Source organism: Dactylosporangium sp. NPDC050588 (assembly GCF_040654975.1).
In the GTDB taxonomy this organism is placed as follows: Bacteria; Actinomycetota; Actinomycetes; order Mycobacteriales; family Micromonosporaceae; genus Dactylosporangium; species Dactylosporangium maewongense.
In genome coordinates, this window is sequence record NZ_JBFAJA010000008.1 from 90,276 (window position 1) to 105,934 (window position 15,659).

A 15,659-nucleotide genomic window follows, 5' to 3' on the forward strand; every position below is an offset into this window, starting at 1 on the left:
CAAGAAGGTTTCGGTCAGCAGAGGCAGCCCGGCAGCCAGTTCAGCGGCTGGATGGGACTGCCGTTGAGGCGGACCTCGAAGTGCAGGTGGTTGCCGGTCGACGCGCCGGTGGTGCCGACCCGGCCGATGAGCTCGCCGCGGTGCACGGTCTGGCCGACGCGGACGAGGATCTGCGACTGGTGCCCGTAGCAGGTGGCCAGCCCCTTGCCCTGGTAGAGGCCGTGGGAGATGCAGGTGTAGTTGCCGTTGCCGCCCGCCCAGCCGGCCCTGACGACCTTGCCGTCGGCGGCCGCGACGATCGGCTGCCCGCCGCCGGCGGCGACGTCGATGCCGGCGTGCAGCTGGTACACCTTGTAGACCGGGTCGAAGCGCATGCCGTAGTTGCTGGACTTCCAGCCGTGCACGGGCATCAGGAAGAAGGCGCCGGTCTTCGGCGGGATCGCGGTGGTGAGCGGCGCGCCGCCGGTGCCGGTCTTGCCGGTCTTGCCGGCCGCCTTGGCCGCCTTCGCCGCGGCCGCCGCCTCCGCCGCCGCGGCGGCCCGCAGCTCGCCGGCGACGCGGTCGCTGTCGACCTTGAGCTGCTGGTAGCGAGCGAGGACGGCGGTGCGTTCGGAGTTGGCGACGGCCTCGGCCTGCGCGCTCTTGTCGATGAGGGCCCGGACGTCGGCGGCGGCCTGCTCGGCGCCGGCCTGCGCGGTCCTGCTGTCCTGCAGCGCCTGGCGGGTCTGCTCGGCCGCCCGGCGGGCCTTGTCGCGGGCCAGCTCGGCAACGTCGGAGCGCTGCTTGGCCGACATCCTGGCGCGGGTCAGGTCGTCCAGCGCCCGCTGGCTCTCGGCTGCGACACGGTCGAGGTAGGAGATGCGCAGCGCCAGGTCGTTCGGCGAGCCGGACTCGATGATCGAGTTGAACATGGCGAAGCCGCTGCCCTTGTACGTGGCGGCGACGAACACGGACACGTCGGCGCGGCCCTGCTCGACCTCGGCCCTGGCGGCGTCGTAGTCGTCGTCGGCCGAGTCGAGCACGGCCTCGGCCGCGTCCCGGTCGCGCTCCGCCTGGCGGGCGGCGGCGTCGGCGGCGATGACCCGGCCCTTGGCATCCTCGAGGGCGTCCTCGGCGCCGGGCAGCGCGGCGGTCGCGGCGGCGTGGTCGGTCGCCGCCTGCTGGGCCCGCTCGGTGGCCGCCTCGAGGGTCGCCTGCGTCTCCTGGATCTGACGGTCGATGCGGGCCTTGTCGTCGCGGGCGTCTGCGTGCCCGGCCGTGCCGCTGCCCAGCAGCACGACGAAAGCCCCGATGGCGCAGAAGATCCTGATCCGGTTCACGTAACCCTCCAGTACCACTTGAGGGTTACCGTACGCAGCGAAAGACCCATAAGTCCGGAATTTTGGCGAAATGCCCCTATCGTGGTGCACTTCGGATATACGACGAGGGGTGGGCCGGAAACCGGCCCACCCCTCGTGGAAACAGCCCGCGGGTCAGACCCGCACGTAGAACCGCAGCGTGATCCAGGCGGTGACCGCACTGACCAGGCCGCCGGCGCCGGCGAGGACCGGCAGCATCAGCCAGATGCTGCTCCAGTCGATCGGCAGCAGGACGTTGGCCAGGGCCTTGAGCGACCCGTCGATGAAGAAGAACTTCGCGGCCACCAGGCCGCCGAAGGCCAGCAAGGCGCCGATCAGGCCAGCGAAGACCGCCTCCAGGACGAAGGGCAGCTGGATGAACCAGTTGGACGCGCCGACGAGCTTCATGACCGCGACCTCACGGCGTTTGCTGTAGGCGGCCACCTGGATGGTGTTGGCCACCAGGAGCAACGCCGCGGCGCCCTGGATGATGGCGACGGTCAAGGCGAGTGTCTGCAACGCGCCGAGCAGCTCGAAGACCTTCTTCAGCAGCTCCTGCTGGTCGACGATGTCGCTGACGCCAGGCTGGGAGATGAACTCCTCCTGGAGCTGCTTGACCGTCTTCGGGTCTTTGAGCTTGACGCGGTACGACTCCGGAAGCGAGTCCTCCTTGGTGGCGTTCACCAGGTCGGGCGCGTCGCGGAACTGCGTCTTGAAGCGTGCGTACGCCTCCGACTTGCTCTCGTGCGTCACCTGCTTGACGAGCGCGTTGCTCTCCAACGCGCTCTTCAGGCTGGTCCGCTGCTCGTCGGTGACGTCGTTCTTCAGGAAGATGGACACCTCTACCCGCTGGTAGAAGAAGTCCTCCATCTTGTTGACCTGGAAGAACAGCAGCAGGCTCGCGCCCAGCATGGTCAGCGACACCGTCATCGTGATGATCATCGCGATGGTCATGGTGACGTTTCGCCAAAGTCCGGTCAGGACCTCGGACAGGATGTACTTCATGCGCATCGGGTGGGGTTCCTTCCCAGCGGACCCGGCAACGTCAAGGGGTGGCTACGACGAGATCTGACGATCGTCAGCCGTATACACCGCGCGACTGGTCCCGCACGATCCGGCCGCTCTCGATCTCGACGACCCGGCGGCGCATCTGGTTAACGATGTTGGAGTCGTGGGTGACCATCACCACCGTGGTCCCGGTCCGGTTGATCCGGTCGAGCAGGCGCATGATCTCGATCGACGTGTCCGGGTCCAGGTTTCCGGTCGGCTCGTCGGCGAGCAGGATCAGCGGCCGGTTGACGAACGCGCGCGCCACGGCGACGCGCTGCTGCTCACCACCGGACAGCTCATGGGGGTAACGGTGCTCCTTGCCGCCGAGGCCGACGAGCTCCAGCACCTCGGGGACGACGCGGCGGGCGACGCCCTTCGACTTGCCGATGACCTCGAGCGCGAAGGCGACGTTCTCGTAGGCGGTGCGGTTGGGCAGGAGACGGAAGTCCTGGAACACGCAGCCGATCTGCCGGCGGAACGCCGGGATGCGCCACGAGCGCATCGAGGTCACGTCGCGCTCGTTGACGACGACCTTGCCCTTGTTGGGCGTGACCTCATGCAGCAGCAGCTTGATGATCGTGGACTTGCCTGAGCCGGAAGGTCCGATGAAGAAGACGAACTCGCCCTTCTCGATGTTGACGGAAACATCGTCGAGTGAGGGGCGGGACGCCTTCGGATACGTCTTCGTCACGTGGTCAAGCCGAATCACGGGACGTGAGTCTACGCGGTGTGACATCCACGCCAAGTACGCGAAGTGCGTCGCGTGCCGTTTGCCCTAAATGCGAACCCAAAGAGCTGACCCCAACCGCAGGGAGACACGGGATTCCAGCCGCAAGTGTGACGTACACCTCACTTGCGGCCTTGATCGCCTAATTACCGAAGGTGATCGCCGCACTCCAATGCGATGATCAGGCCTCCGGGGGTCACCCGAACGGGGTTTACGCCGGATTGAGCTCCCGCTGCTTGCGCCACCGGATGCCCGCGTCGATGAAGCCGTCCAGATCGCCGTCGAAGACCGCGGTGGGGTTACCGGTCTCGTGCTCCGTCCTGAGGTCCTTCACCATCTGGTACGGGTGCAGCACGTACGAGCGCATCTGGTCGCCCCACGAGCCCTGGACGTCGCCGCGGAGCTCGTTCATCTTCGCGGTCTCCTCAGCCCGCTTCAGGGCGAGGAGCTTGGCCTTCAGCACGCCCATGGCGGTCGCCTTGTTCTGGATCTGGGACCGCTCGTTCTGGCACGAGACGACGATGCCGGTCGGCAGATGGGTGAGGCGCACCGCGGAGTCGGTCGTGTTGACGCCCTGGCCGCCGGGGCCGCTCGAGCGGTACACGTCGACGCGCAGCTCGTCGTCGGGGATCTCCACGTCGTCGGTCTGCTCGACGACCGGCACGACCTCCAGCGCGGCGAACGACGTCTGCCGGCGGCCCTGGTTGTCGAACGGGCTGATCCGCACGAGCCGGTGCGTGCCCGACTCGACCGACAGCGTCCCGTAGGCATACGGGGCCTTCACCGCGAACGTGGCCGATTTGATGCCGGCCTCCTCCGCATACGAGGTGTCGTAGACGTCGGTGTTGTAGCCGTGCCGCTCCGCCCAGCGCAGGTACATGCGCAGGAGCATGTCGGCGAAGTCCGCGGCGTCGACGCCGCCGGCGCCGGCGCGGATCGTGACGAGCGCCTCACGGGCGTCGTATTCACCCGAGAGCAGGGTGCGCACCTCGAGCTCCTCGATCGACTTGGTCAGCGCCGCGATCTCGTCGGCGACCTCGCCGAGCGACCCCGCGTCGTCCTCGGCCTGGGAGAGCTCCAGGAGGACGACGGCGTCGTCGAGCTTGGCCCGCAGCCGCTCCAGCTTGCCGATCTCGCCCTGCACGTAGGACAGGCGGGACGTCACCTTCTGCGCGGCCACCTGGTCGTCCCACAGGTTGGGCACGGCCGCCGCCTCTTCGAGCTCCGCCTTCTCCTTGCGGAGCCGGTTGAGGTCGAGGACGGCCTCGATGTTGCGCAGCGTGCCATCAAGGTGCTTGAGCGATTCGGCGTGGTCGAGAGCGGTCACCCTCAAAGACTACGCCGGACCGGCCGGCGCTAACGGGCGGGCGCTATTTGGTCGGGGCGCTCTTGAGCCACGTGAGAGCGGCCTTGTGATAGCCGACCGCGAAGTCCAGCGACGCGGCGAAGAACTCGTCGCCGGACTTCTTCGCCTCTTTGGCCATTTCCCGGGCCTCGGTCAGCGCCGCATTGTGGTATTCCACCGCGTGCGCATACACCTGCTGCAGTTGCGCGCCCGTCTGCTGCACGCCGAAGGCGACACGCAATGCGACAGGATTGCGCAGCGCCTCCCGGCCGGCGGGCTCCGACAGCCAGCGGGTGAATGCCCGCTTGCCGGCGGGAGTGATCGCATAAGGCTGGCTCGAACGCGCGCCGGGCTTGCCGAGCCTGACATAACCAGCGGCTGCGAGCGCGGGGAGCTCGCGGTAGACCTGGCTGCGGGTCATCGACCAGTAGGCGCCGAGGCGTCGCTGGGCGGCGGCCATCAGCTGCCCACCGGTCATCGGCCCCTCGTGCAACAGACCGAGCAGGGCCGCCGCCGTCGCGTTGACTCCAGATTCCGCCATGAACCCTACGCTGTCATCTTTCTCCGGCTCAGTCCAGGATTTCGACAAATCCACTGTCGACTGTCGCGTCGCGACTGTCGAGTTAGGACGGAAACTTCGGCGGTGAAGGAAAGGACGGCATCGTCGGGAACGGCGGCAGCGGATCACCGATGCCCGGCAGGCTCCGCCCCGGCGACGGCACCGCCGTCGGACGCTTCGTGGGCGGTTTCCCACCACCGCCCCCGTTGCCTTCGCCGCCCGGTCCGGTGGATTCCTCGACCGGCGGCGCGCTGAACGGCTCCGGGGACGTGGCCGCCGAGGGGGCGGGCGAGTCGCTGGAGACGACCGCGGGCGTGGTGCCGTTCACCCGCGTGGGCTGCCGCCCGCCGCCGTCGAGCGCGCCGCTCATGAGCACGGCGCCGACGCCGAGCAGGATGAGCAGCAGCACCGCCCCGCCGACGCCGGCGAGGACTCGGCGGTCGGACCGGCGCTCGCCGGCGGGCGGCGCGGCGGCATCGGACGCGTCGTCGGGGGCACGCAGCCAGGTCAGCGCACCGGAGTCGGGGTCGGCGGCGGCCGGCGGCGCGTCCGCGGCGGACGCCAGGACGTCGGTCGGCGGCTCGGCGGCATCCTCAAGATCCACCGGGTCCATCGGCGAGGCGTGCACCGGCGCGTCGGGCTTGACGAGCGAGGGGCCGGGAATGGGGCCGGTGGGCCGGTCGGGCAGCACGGGCCAGGCCGCGGGCACGACGACGTCGGTGGACCGCTCCCCCTCGGCGGTGGCGGCCGCTTCGGCGGAGGCCTCCCGCTGCTGGGGGACCGCGGGCGTGAGCACCACGGTGAACGCGTCCGGGCTGGGACCCTCCCCGACCGGCGGCGCGGCGGGCTCATCCCCGCCGGATGTGTCGCCGCCCCAGAGCGGGACGTCGGTCACCAGCTCGGGTCCGGCATTCCCGGTATCGACCGGTTCGTCGGAACCCTCAGACTGTTCGGTCTCAGCCTGTACCGCGGCATCCTCGGCGACGACGTCGGCAGCGGCCTCCGTGGGCGTGACGGATTCGGCCGGCACGGCGAGGGCCTGCTGCAGCGCCGCGAGGGCGCCGCCGGGAACGCTCTGCTCCGGCTTGGCGAGCACCACGGCCTCCGCCTCAGCAGCGGACACGACGGCCTCGGTGGGCGGTTCCGCCTCAGGAGCGGACGCAATCACCTCGGTGGGCGGTTCCACCTCGGAAGGGGACGCGACGACCTCGGCCGGGGGTTCCGCGCCGGAAACGGATTCGATGACCTCGGTGGGCGGTTCCACGTCGGAAGCGGGCGCGATGACCTCAGTGGGCGGTTCCACCTCGGAAGCGGGCGCGATGACCTCAGTGGGCGGTTCCACCTCGGAAACGGGCGCGATGACCTCAGTGGGCGGTTCCACCTCGGAAACGGGCGCGATGACCTCAGTGGGCGGTTCCACCTCGGGGGCGAGCGCGATGACCTCGGTCGGGGGCTCCGGCTCCGAGGCAGCCGGGGCGGCATCCGCAGGTGGCTCCTCCGACGGGGTAGCCGACAGTGGGGAAGCCGGCACCTCGACAGCCGGCGTCTCGGTAGCGGGCATATCGGTAGCAGGCATCTCGGCTGCAGGCAGCTGGGACGGCACGGTGGGCAGTTCGGCGACGTCCTGGCGGACCGACGCGGCGAACGCGCCCGCCCCCCGCGCCTGCGTGGGCAGCTCGGAGAGCGGCAGCCCGTTCGGCTCCGTCGGCAGGTCCTTGATCGGCACGGCCACCATGAGCGCCGCCGAGGCCGCGGCCGGTGAGGTCGGGGCGGTCGGCAGCGGCACCCAGTCGACCCGGCGGACCGGGGCGGACACGGGCGCGGTCTGCTCGGCGGAGCGGGCCCAGAAGGTGACCGCCTCGGCGGGCAGCCGCGGCAGCGGCTCGAAGCCGTCCAGCGCGCCCTCGGCGACCCTGAGCCGGCCCATGATCGAGGCGGCCGCCGGACGCATGCGCGGGTCGAGCTCCATGCAGCCCTCGATGATCGGCCACAGCGCGGCCGGCATCCCGGGCGGCGGCACGGGCACGCAGTCCGCGTGGCGGCGCAGGACGTCGTTGGGGGATCCGCCGCGGTACGGGCTCCGGCCGCAGATCAGCTCGAAGAGCACGACCCCGAGCGCGTAGACGTCGGAGGCGGGGCTGGGCAGGCCGCCCGCGACGACCTCGGGCGCCACGTACTCGGGCGTGGCGTGGGTCGGCCCGGCGGGCTGATCGAGGCGGCGGGCGACGCCGAAGTCGGCGAGGCGCACCGGGCCGCCGTCGAGCGGGACGAGCAGGTTGCCGGGCTTGACGTCGCCGTGGACGATGCCGGCGGCGTGGACGTACGCGAGCGCGTCGGCGACCTGGGCGACGACCTCTGCCGCGGCGGCGGGCGGCAACGGGCCGTCGGCGCGCAGCCGGCGCCGCAGGTCGGGCCCGCCCACGAGCTCCATCGCGATGGCGAGCAGGCCCTTGCCGGTGATCAGGTTGTGGACCCGGATGACGGACGGGTGGTCGAGGCCGGCGAGCAGCTCGGCCTCGCCGAGGAACCCGTCGACGAGCTCGGGCACCTCGGCGGCCTCGGCGCGCATGACCTTGACCGCGACCCATTGGCCGGTCTGCTCGTCGTACGCCCGCCAGACCGCGCCGATGGCGCCGCGGGCGACCTCGGTCTCCAGCCGGTACCGGTCGCCGAGCATGGTCTTCGTCTTCATTGCGGACCCCTCCCCATCACCTAGGACGGTAGGCCCGCATCGATGCGGCTGGACGGCCCGGGTGGGCCGGTTGGCACAAAGAAAGGAGTAGCCAGGCTACATGTGCGAGCGCAGCTCCCCAGCGCCGGTGCTACACGTGTGAGCGCAGCTCCCCCAGCGCCGGTGCTACATGTGTGAGCGCAGCTCCCACAGCTCCGGGTAGAAGCGCAGCTCGACCCGGGAGCGCAGGTAGGCGCCGCCGGCGCTGCCGCCGGTGCCGGCCTTGGTGCCGATCTGCCGCTCGGCCATGAGGACGTGCCGCGCCCTCCACATGCCCCACGCCTGGTCGTGCGCGACCATCGTCTCGGCGAGGTCCCAGAACGGGCCGTGGTGCTCCCGGTCGCGGGAGATCGTGAGCAGCGACGCGATCCGGTCCTCCTTGGTGGCGACGGCGAAGCCCGCCTTCTCCAGGGTGGTGAGGAACGCCTCCCAGAGGCTCGGCTCCTCCAGGCGCCGGTTGAGCCGCGCCTGCTCGGCGTCGGACAGTCCGCGGAAGCGCTGCAGGTACGTCGGATCCTTCAGCCCGGAGAGGAACTCGATCTCCCGGAACTGCGCCGACTGGAACCCCGAGGCCGGGGACAGCTTGTTGCGGAAGCGCAGGAAGTCCTGCGGGGTCATCGTGTCGATCACGTCCACCTGCCCGACCAGCACCCGCTGGATCGACAGGCAGCGCTCCAGGCGCACCCTCGGCAGATAGGTCTCGCCGGCGAGGAGGCGGTCCCGGGCGTCGGTGAGCTCGTGGAGGATGAGCTTGAACCACAGCTCGTACACCTGGTGGATGGTGATGAAGAGGAGCTCGTCGTGCGCGGCGGGGTCCGACTCGGGGACCTGGGCGTCGAGCAGACCTGTCAGTTGCAGGTAGTCCCCGTACGTGAGGCGGCCGCCCTGCTCCCCGAAATGCGCGTCCTGCCAGTTGCCGGCGACGTTGCCGGGCGATGGGTTGGTCACCTCCCAAACCTATAAGGTCACCAGTCGTGACGAGAGTTGCACTGGTCGGCTGGCTGGGTCGGTTGGCGGCGGACGAGCTGGGCGCGGTGCTGCGCCGCCGTCCCGACGCGCTCGGGGCGCCGCCGCCGGAGGACCTGGTGCAGCTGGCCGCGCGGCTGACCGCCCGGACCGGCGTCGACGAGGTGGTGGCGCGGCTGCCGCTGCCGGCCGTCCAGGTGCTGGAGGCGCTGGGCGGAGGACCGGATCCGGTGCCGCTGCCGGAGCTGGCGGACCGGCTCGGCGTCGCCGCCGACGACCCGGCGCTCGACGCGACCCTGCAGGTGCTGCTCCAGCGGGCGCTGGTGTGGCCGTCGGAGGACGACACCGCGCTGTTCACCACGGCGCAGCTGCCCGCCCCTTCCGGGCATGACGCGTTCGAGCCGGTGCCGCCGGCGCCGTCGCTGCGCCCCGCCGACCGGACCGAGGTGCGCGACGCGGCGGTACAGGCGGCGACACTGCTGCTGGAGCGGCTTCCGGTGCTCCTCGACGCGGCGGCGGCGCGCCCGCTGAGCCGGCAGCGCTCCGGCGAGGTCGCGGTGCGGGAGCGGCGCCGGCTCGCGTTCACCACCGGCCTCGACGAGCCGACGGTGGTGCTGCTGGCGGACCTCGCGGTCGCGGCGCGGCTGCTCGGGCCCGACGGGGTGCGCTTCGTGCCGACGCTCGCCTACGACGAGTGGGCCGACCGGGCGGCCGCGGACCGGCTCGCCAGGCTGCTGACGCAGTGGTGGTCGGGCGAGCCGCTGCGACAGGTCGTGGTGCGGGCGCTGCACGAACTGCCCCCGGACACGGCCGTCGCCGACGTGGTGTCGTTGGCGCCGCTCGTACGATGGACCGCGCCGCTGCAGACGAGAGCCCTGGACGACCTCGGGTCCGTGGTGGCCGGCATCGTCGACGAGGCCACCCTGCTGGGCGTGTGCGCGGCCGGGGCGCTGAGCCCGCTCGGCCGGGCGCTCGCCGACGGGCGGGGCGTCGCGGACGTCGCGGCGCGGCTGCTGCCTGCGGGCCCGCCGGCGGACACCCTGCACGTGCGCGGGGTCGGCAGCGTGATCGTCAGCGAGGACACCGACCTGCTGGACTCGCTGGTCGCCGACGGCACGCTGGCGGCGCTGAAGCTGCGCCGGGTCGCGCCGACCGTCGCCGGGTCGGCGCTGTCACCCGTGGACACCCTCGCCGCGCTGCGGGCCGCCGGCTACCGTCCGGCCCGCGACGCCGGCCCGGGGCCGGTCCGGCTGCACCGCGCGCGGGTCGACCACGCGCGCCGCCCACCCGCGCGGGCCACCGTGGACCCGGGTGAGCTGGCGGCGCGGCTGCTCGTGCCGACGCAGCGGACGCCCGATCCGTTGGAGCTGATCCGGCAGCGGGCGCCGCAGCTGCGCGCCGACCAGGCCCAGCTCCTCGCGACCGCGGTGGAGGACGGCTCGCCGGTGTGGATCCGCTACGTCGACGCGCAGGGCCGCGCCTCCGAGCGGGTCATCGACAACGCGCACCTGTCCGGCTCCACCATCGACGCGTGGTGCCGGCTGCGCCGCGACGACCGTGCCTTCACCCTGGACAAGATCGTCGCGGTCGCACCCGTGCGGGTCTAGCCCATGTGCGGGTAGCGGTGGTCGGTCGGCGGCACGAACGTCTCCTTGATCGTCCGCGGCGACGTCCAGCGCAGCAGGTTGTGCCACGATCCGGCCTTGTCGTTGGTGCCGGAGGCGCGCCCGCCGCCGAACGGCTGCTGCCCGACGACCGCGCCGGTCGGCTTGTCGTTGACGTAGAAGTTGCCGGCGGCGAAGCGCAGCGCGTGCGTCGCCCGCTCGACGGCCTGCCGGTCGGTGGCGAAGATCGAGCCGGTGAGCGCGTAGGGCGCGACCGACTCGGCCTGCGTGACGACGGCGTCGTAGTCGGCGTCGGGGTAGACGTGCACGCCGAGGATCGGGCCGAAGTACTCGGTCGTGAAGACCTCGTGCGTGGGGTCCGTGGACTCGACGACCGTCGGCCTGACGAAGAAGCCCTCGCTGTCGTCGGTCGTGCCGCCGGCGACGACGGTGCACGACGGCGAGTTCTTGATCCGGTCCAGCGCCTGGGCGTGCCGGTCGAACGCCCGCCGGTCGATGACGGCGCCACCGAAGTTGCTGAAGTCGGTGACGTCGCCGTAGGCCAGCTCGTCGGCGGTGCCGGTGAGCTGGTCCTTGATCTTCGCCCAGATGCTGGCCGGGACATACGCGCGGGACGCCGCCGAGCACTTCTGGCCCTGATACTCGAACGCGCCGCGGATCAGCGCCGTCGTCAGCGCGGCCGGGTCGGCGGACGGGTGGGCGATCACGAAGTCCTTGCCGCCGGTCTCGCCGACGATCCGCGGGTAGGAGCGGTACTCCCGCTCGGCGACGGTCCGGTTGAGGGTGCGGAACACGGCGGTCGAGCCGGTGAAGTGGATGCCGGCCAGGTCGCGGTCGGCGAGCGCGACCTCGGACGTGGCGAGCCCGTCGCCGGTCACCAGGTTGATCACGCCGGCGGGCAGGCCGGCGGCCTCGAACAGCCGCATCGTCAGGTGCGCCGCCAGCTGCTGCGTCGGCGACGGCTTCCACACGACGGTGTTGCCCATGAGCGCGGGCGCGGACGGCAGGTTGCCGGCGATCGCGGTGAAGTTGAACGGGGTGATCGCGTAGACGAACCCCTCCAGGGGGCGGTGGTCGAACCTGTTCCACACGCCGGGCGACGACTTCGGCTGCTCGGCGAGGATCTGCTGGGCGAAGTGCACGTTGAACCGCAGGAAGTCGATCAGCTCGCAGGCCGCGTCGATCTCGGCCTGGATCGCGGTCTTGCTCTGCCCGAGCATGGTCGCGGCGTTGAGCGTGTCGCGCCACGGCCCGGCGAGCAGGTCGGCGGCGCGCAGGAACACCGCGGCCCGCTCGCTGAACGGCAGGTCGCGCCAGCCGGGCGCGGCCCGCTTCGCCGCCTCGACGGCGTCGGCGGCGTCGGCGGTCGTCGCGTTGTGGGTGACGCCGAGCACGTGCCGGTGGTTGTGGGGCTGCACGACGTCGATCGGCTCGCCCGACGCCATGCGCTCCTTGCCGTCGATCGTCATCGTCAGCTCGAACCGCTCGCCCGCCAAATCGGCCAGGCGGCGCTGCAGGCTCTCGCGCTCCGCCGACCCCGGCGCATAGCCGCGGACCGGCTCGTTGGTCGGGTCAGGCACGGCGAACAGGCCATCCATCACGGGACTCCAGATCTCTACTCGGCAACGTCGGCGAGGTTTCCTCTCATCTTCCCACGGTCCCCTGAACCGTCGTTCGGGTCGCTTCCGCGTACGCTGCTAGCTCGTGGCAACAAAGGTCGTCTCGTCTCAGGTGGAACGCCGGCCCTACACGGTGGTCGTCGTCGCGCTCATGCTGCTCGCGCTGACCCTCTGGTCGACCTACAGCGTCATCGCCAATGCCGCGAGTGAGTTCCTCGTCACCACCCTGGCCGCCCTGGTGCTGCCGAGCATCCTGCTCGCCACGGCCCTCGCCGGTGGCGCGGCAGGGGTGCTGGCCGTCGGCCTGCTGCCGTGGCGCCGCCTGTTCGCGGGCGCCGCCGGTGGTCTGGTCGTGGGGCTGCTCGCGACGGGCGGGATGCTGCTGGCGTACCACCATGGGCCGGCGGTGCCGTACGTCGCGGCGGTCGTGGCCGTGACGGGCGCGCTGGGCGGCGCGGCGGCCGCGTTCCGCTTCCCGGAGGCGGTCACGGCCGGGATCGCCGGCGGCGTGGCGGCCACCGCGCTGGGCCTGGTCGTCGCCTACTTCCAGAACGACCTCGTCGACCTCTTCGGCAACCAGGAGACCGTCGGCACGATGGCCGAGGCCGCGTCCCGCCTGCAGCTGACCACGTCGATCCTCAGCGGCGTGCTGGCCGGTGTGGTCGCGTTCATCGCCCTGCGGCGCACCGGTGCCGCCCTGCCGTGGCCCGTGTACCCGGCGGCGGGCGCCGCGGCCGGGGTCGTCACCCTGGTCGCGACGCTGCTGGGCTGGCTGGGGCGGCTGCCGCTGACGGCCATCGTCGAGGACTACAGCGCCTTCGACGCGCAGATCATCTACAGCCGGCTGCCGGAGCAGATCAACCACGGGATGATCGTGCTCTTCGCGGGCGCCTTCACGGCGATGATCCTGGTCGGCCGGACGATCCGGCGCGCCTAGCTCTTCGTTGTTACCGGATCAGCTGGTCCAGCTCTGACGGGTCGTACCACTCGAGCTCGTGGTCCTCGGCGCCGTCGACGGTGAACTGCGCGTCGGGGTCGCCGGCGGCGGCCTCCTCCACCACCTCCGCGGCGGCCGACACCTCCGGCTCCGCGTCGCGGCCGTCGACGTGGATGGCGGCGACCGCCCGCAGCGGCACCTTGCCCGACACCTCGACCTGGCTCGACCCGAGGTCCAGCCCGGCCATCTTCAGCGTCTTCTCCGGCAGGTCCACGCAGAGCACGACCCTGCGCCGCGGCGCCTTGGGGTCGTGGCGCAGGAGCCGCAGCGCGCTCTGGGCCGCCCGGGTGAACGCGACGTATTCCAGCTCCTCCTCGTCGCCTTCCGCGTACCACTCCCGCAGCGCGGGCGTGACGGCGTGCGCCTCGGACGGCGGGGGCAGCTCGCCGCTCTCCCGCAGGACGGCCAGCTGGGCGAGGGTCGCGGGCAGGTACACACGGGTGAGGTCACTCGTCACGCCACCTGTACTACACCCTCATCGCCGTTTTCGGTGCGGAAACGCCCATGTGTCCTTCAGCGCTCGGGATGGGTCGTCCGGGGCTGTCGGGGCCTAACGGTGGCAAACTGAGGTCATGGAGCCGCGATTCCTGCTCATGGCCGACGTCGCCGAGCAGTTGAACGTGTCGACGTCGCAGGTCTACCACATGGTCCGCAGCGGCGAGCTGCCCGCGATCAAGGTCGGCGGCCGGGGTCAGTGGCGGATCGAGCGCTCCAAGCTGGAGGAATACATCGAGCGCAAGTACGCGGAGACGGCGGAATGGGTGCGCTCGAACCCACTCACCGACCGCTTCGACGACGCGCTGTAGCCCCCGCCCCGTCCGCGCAAAGCGACGCTTACCCATTGTCCAGATTTATCATCTCTTTGCGGTCGAGTTGATCTTGCGTTTGCTTGCGTTTGCCTTGACCGGGGTTCGGTACGGTCGTAGAAAGGAGGAGGCAAACGTAGGCAAACGCAAGGATCGGGGGAAGTCATGGCGCCCACCACGACGCCCGCTCGCCCACGCCGCGCCCGCACGTCGGCGTCCCGCCCCGGCACCGCGGCCACCACCTCGCCGTCCCGCCGCGCAGCCCGCCCGCCCAGCGACGCGCCCACCTCATCGGCCTGCTCCCCCGCCGGTGCGACCGACCACCCGACGGTTCTGGCCGGCGGCGCTGCCGATCATCCGGCGGCAGTGGCCGGTGGCGCCGCCGGTCACTCGGCGGCGGTGGCCGGTGATGCGGCCGTCGTGGCCCGCCCCGCCCCGCCGCTCGACCCACCGTGCGAGGAGGCCGTGGTCCGCCGGCCTTCGCAGCCCACCGGCGGGATGGACTTCCTGCCGGGCGGCTGGGTGGCGTTCCCCACCAGGGCGGCCCCCGCCTCCGCCCGCCGGGCCCCGGCACCCCCCTCGGCCGGGACGCCCGCACCGTCGCCGCCGCACCCGTCCGCCCAGCGGTTCGTCGGCATGTGCGTCGAGATCCTCAACGGCTACCGCCCGGCGTCCCACCTGCGCCAGGTCACCCACCCGAAGCACTGCACCGCCATCACCGACCAGCTGATCCGCCGGACCGTCCGCGTCCGCATGACCCCGTCGCACGCCGCCCGCCAGGGCCACCTGGTCCGCGTCAGGCGCATGCTCGTCACCGAACCCCTGCCCGGCATCGCCGAGCTGGTCGCCATCCTCGATCAGGGCTCCGCCACCTGGGCGATGGCCGTCCGTCTGGAGCGCCTGCCCCACCGGACCACGGGCCACCCCACCTGGCTGTGCACCCTGGTCCAGGTCGTCTGAAGCCCCGGTGCCGCCCGCCGAGGGAGGGCGGCAGGCGGCACCGGCCCAAAGCCCTGAACCCTCGCCACACCGCCCGTCCCGGCACGGGGCAGGACGGGCCCCGACAGGGCAGCGGGAGCCCTCACCCGGTCAACCTCGCGGACCGGGTGAGGCTCCCGCTGCCCGGCACCTCACTCACCCACCGAGACCCACCACCGAGGTCCGCATAGACCCCCGGTGCGCCCACTGGAGGGGCGGCGGGCGCACTGGGACTCCACCCACCCCTCAACCCAAGACCCAGACGCGCCAAGCCCGAGCGACGGCGAACGCCCCGGGGCACTCCATCCGCCCGCCCACTCCAAGGCCCCGGCGCCCGACGTGAGCAACGGCGAGCACACCCGACTCCGATCACCCCCAAGCCCAAGCTCCCGGCGCGCCCATCTTGAGCAACGGCGGCACTCCGGGGCACTTCGCCCACCCGCCGACTCCAGGGCCTCGGCGCCCGTCTTGAGCAACGGCCGGCACACCGGGACCCCACCCACCTCAGCCCCAAGCTCCCGGTGCGCCCATCTTGAGCAACAGCGGAGCGCACCGAACGTCTTTACCCCCAACCCCAAGTCCCCGGCGGCTGCGGGAGGGGCGGCGGGAGCGCTGGGACTCCACCCACCCCGCGACCCCAAGTCCGCAGGTGCACCCAACCAGAGCAACGGCGAGCGCCCCCGAGGCTCCATCCGCCCGGCAGTTCCAGATCCCCGGCGCCCGTCTTGAGCAGCAGCGGGCAAACCGGGCCTCCCCTCAGCCCCAGGTCCCAGCGCGCCCTCTCGAGCAGCAGCGGAACGCACCGAACGTGTCCCACCCACCCGACCGATCCAGGGCCCCGGCGCTCGTCTTGAGCAGCGGCGGAGCGCACCGGACGCCACTCATCAGCTGCGGCGGGCGCGGGTCCAGGTGCAGACAT

General features: G+C 71.8%; 13 protein-coding genes. 4 read left to right on the top strand and 9 right to left on the bottom strand.

Annotation, left to right across the window (positions count from 1 at the left end):
- Positions 1-14: 14 nt before the first annotated feature.
- The 7 genes from AB0I21_RS07290 to AB0I21_RS07320 all read right to left on the bottom strand — a co-directional run bounded on the left by AB0I21_RS07290 (position 15) and on the right by AB0I21_RS07320 (position 8,697).
- Positions 15-1,319 (bottom strand): M23 family metallopeptidase, encoded by a 1,305-nt coding sequence (locus AB0I21_RS07290; protein WP_360559527.1) that lies wholly within the window; start codon positions 1,317-1,319, stop codon positions 15-17.
- Between the two features lie 153 nt (positions 1,320-1,472).
- On the bottom strand, positions 1,473-2,348 hold the full coding sequence (ftsX, locus tag AB0I21_RS07295; RefSeq protein ID WP_360559528.1) for a permease-like cell division protein FtsX: 876 nt from the start codon (positions 2,346-2,348) through the stop codon (positions 1,473-1,475).
- Positions 2,349-2,415: 67 nt separating this feature from the next.
- Positions 2,416-3,096, bottom strand: coding sequence for a cell division ATP-binding protein FtsE (ftsE, locus tag AB0I21_RS07300; RefSeq protein WP_344501596.1), 681 nt, complete (start codon positions 3,094-3,096; stop codon positions 2,416-2,418).
- Between the two features lie 229 nt (positions 3,097-3,325).
- Entirely contained in the window at positions 3,326-4,441 is a 1,116-nt protein-coding gene (prfB, locus tag AB0I21_RS07305) for a peptide chain release factor 2 (RefSeq protein ID WP_360559529.1), read from the bottom strand.
- Between the two features lie 43 nt (positions 4,442-4,484).
- Positions 4,485-5,000 (bottom strand): PadR family transcriptional regulator, encoded by a 516-nt coding sequence (locus tag AB0I21_RS07310; RefSeq protein ID WP_354890947.1) that lies wholly within the window; start codon positions 4,998-5,000, stop codon positions 4,485-4,487.
- Between the two features lie 82 nt (positions 5,001-5,082).
- Positions 5,083-7,710 (bottom strand): protein kinase, encoded by a 2,628-nt coding sequence (locus AB0I21_RS07315; RefSeq protein WP_360559530.1) that lies wholly within the window; start codon positions 7,708-7,710, stop codon positions 5,083-5,085.
- Between the two features lie 165 nt (positions 7,711-7,875).
- A complete protein-coding gene (locus tag AB0I21_RS07320) occupies positions 7,876-8,697 on the bottom strand; it encodes a tryptophan 2,3-dioxygenase family protein (RefSeq protein WP_360559531.1) in 822 nt (273 codons plus the stop codon).
- Positions 8,698-8,723: 26 nt separating this feature from the next.
- Between AB0I21_RS07320 and AB0I21_RS07325 the strand changes: the two genes are divergently transcribed.
- Positions 8,724-10,322 (top strand): hypothetical protein, encoded by a 1,599-nt coding sequence (locus tag AB0I21_RS07325; RefSeq protein WP_360559532.1) that lies wholly within the window; start codon positions 8,724-8,726, stop codon positions 10,320-10,322.
- Here the strand turns inward: AB0I21_RS07325 and pruA are convergent.
- On the bottom strand, positions 10,319-11,938 hold the full coding sequence (pruA, locus tag AB0I21_RS07330) for an L-glutamate gamma-semialdehyde dehydrogenase (RefSeq protein ID WP_360559533.1): 1,620 nt from the start codon (positions 11,936-11,938) through the stop codon (positions 10,319-10,321). The genes AB0I21_RS07325 and pruA overlap by 4 nt on opposite strands.
- A 106-nt stretch (positions 11,939-12,044) precedes the next feature.
- On the opposite strand from pruA, the gene AB0I21_RS07335 reads away from it, so the two are divergent.
- Positions 12,045-12,896, top strand: a complete 852-nt coding sequence (locus tag AB0I21_RS07335) for a hypothetical protein (RefSeq protein ID WP_360559534.1) — start codon at positions 12,045-12,047, stop codon at positions 12,894-12,896.
- A gap of 10 nt (positions 12,897-12,906) precedes the next feature.
- On the opposite strand, the gene AB0I21_RS07340 is transcribed toward AB0I21_RS07335, so the two are convergent.
- Complete coding sequence (locus AB0I21_RS07340; protein ID WP_360559535.1) at positions 12,907-13,413, bottom strand: hypothetical protein; 507 nt, start codon at positions 13,411-13,413, stop codon at positions 12,907-12,909.
- 115 nt (positions 13,414-13,528) lie between these two features.
- Here AB0I21_RS07340 and AB0I21_RS07345 point away from each other — a divergent pair, with 115 nt between their 5' ends.
- Both AB0I21_RS07345 and AB0I21_RS07350 read left to right on the top strand, forming a co-directional pair.
- Complete coding sequence (locus AB0I21_RS07345; RefSeq protein ID WP_344501604.1) at positions 13,529-13,762, top strand: helix-turn-helix domain-containing protein; 234 nt, start codon at positions 13,529-13,531, stop codon at positions 13,760-13,762.
- Between the two features lie 165 nt (positions 13,763-13,927).
- Positions 13,928-14,722 (top strand): Rv3235 family protein, encoded by a 795-nt coding sequence (locus AB0I21_RS07350; protein WP_360559536.1) that lies wholly within the window; start codon positions 13,928-13,930, stop codon positions 14,720-14,722.
- The last annotated feature ends 937 nt before the right edge of the window (positions 14,723-15,659 follow it).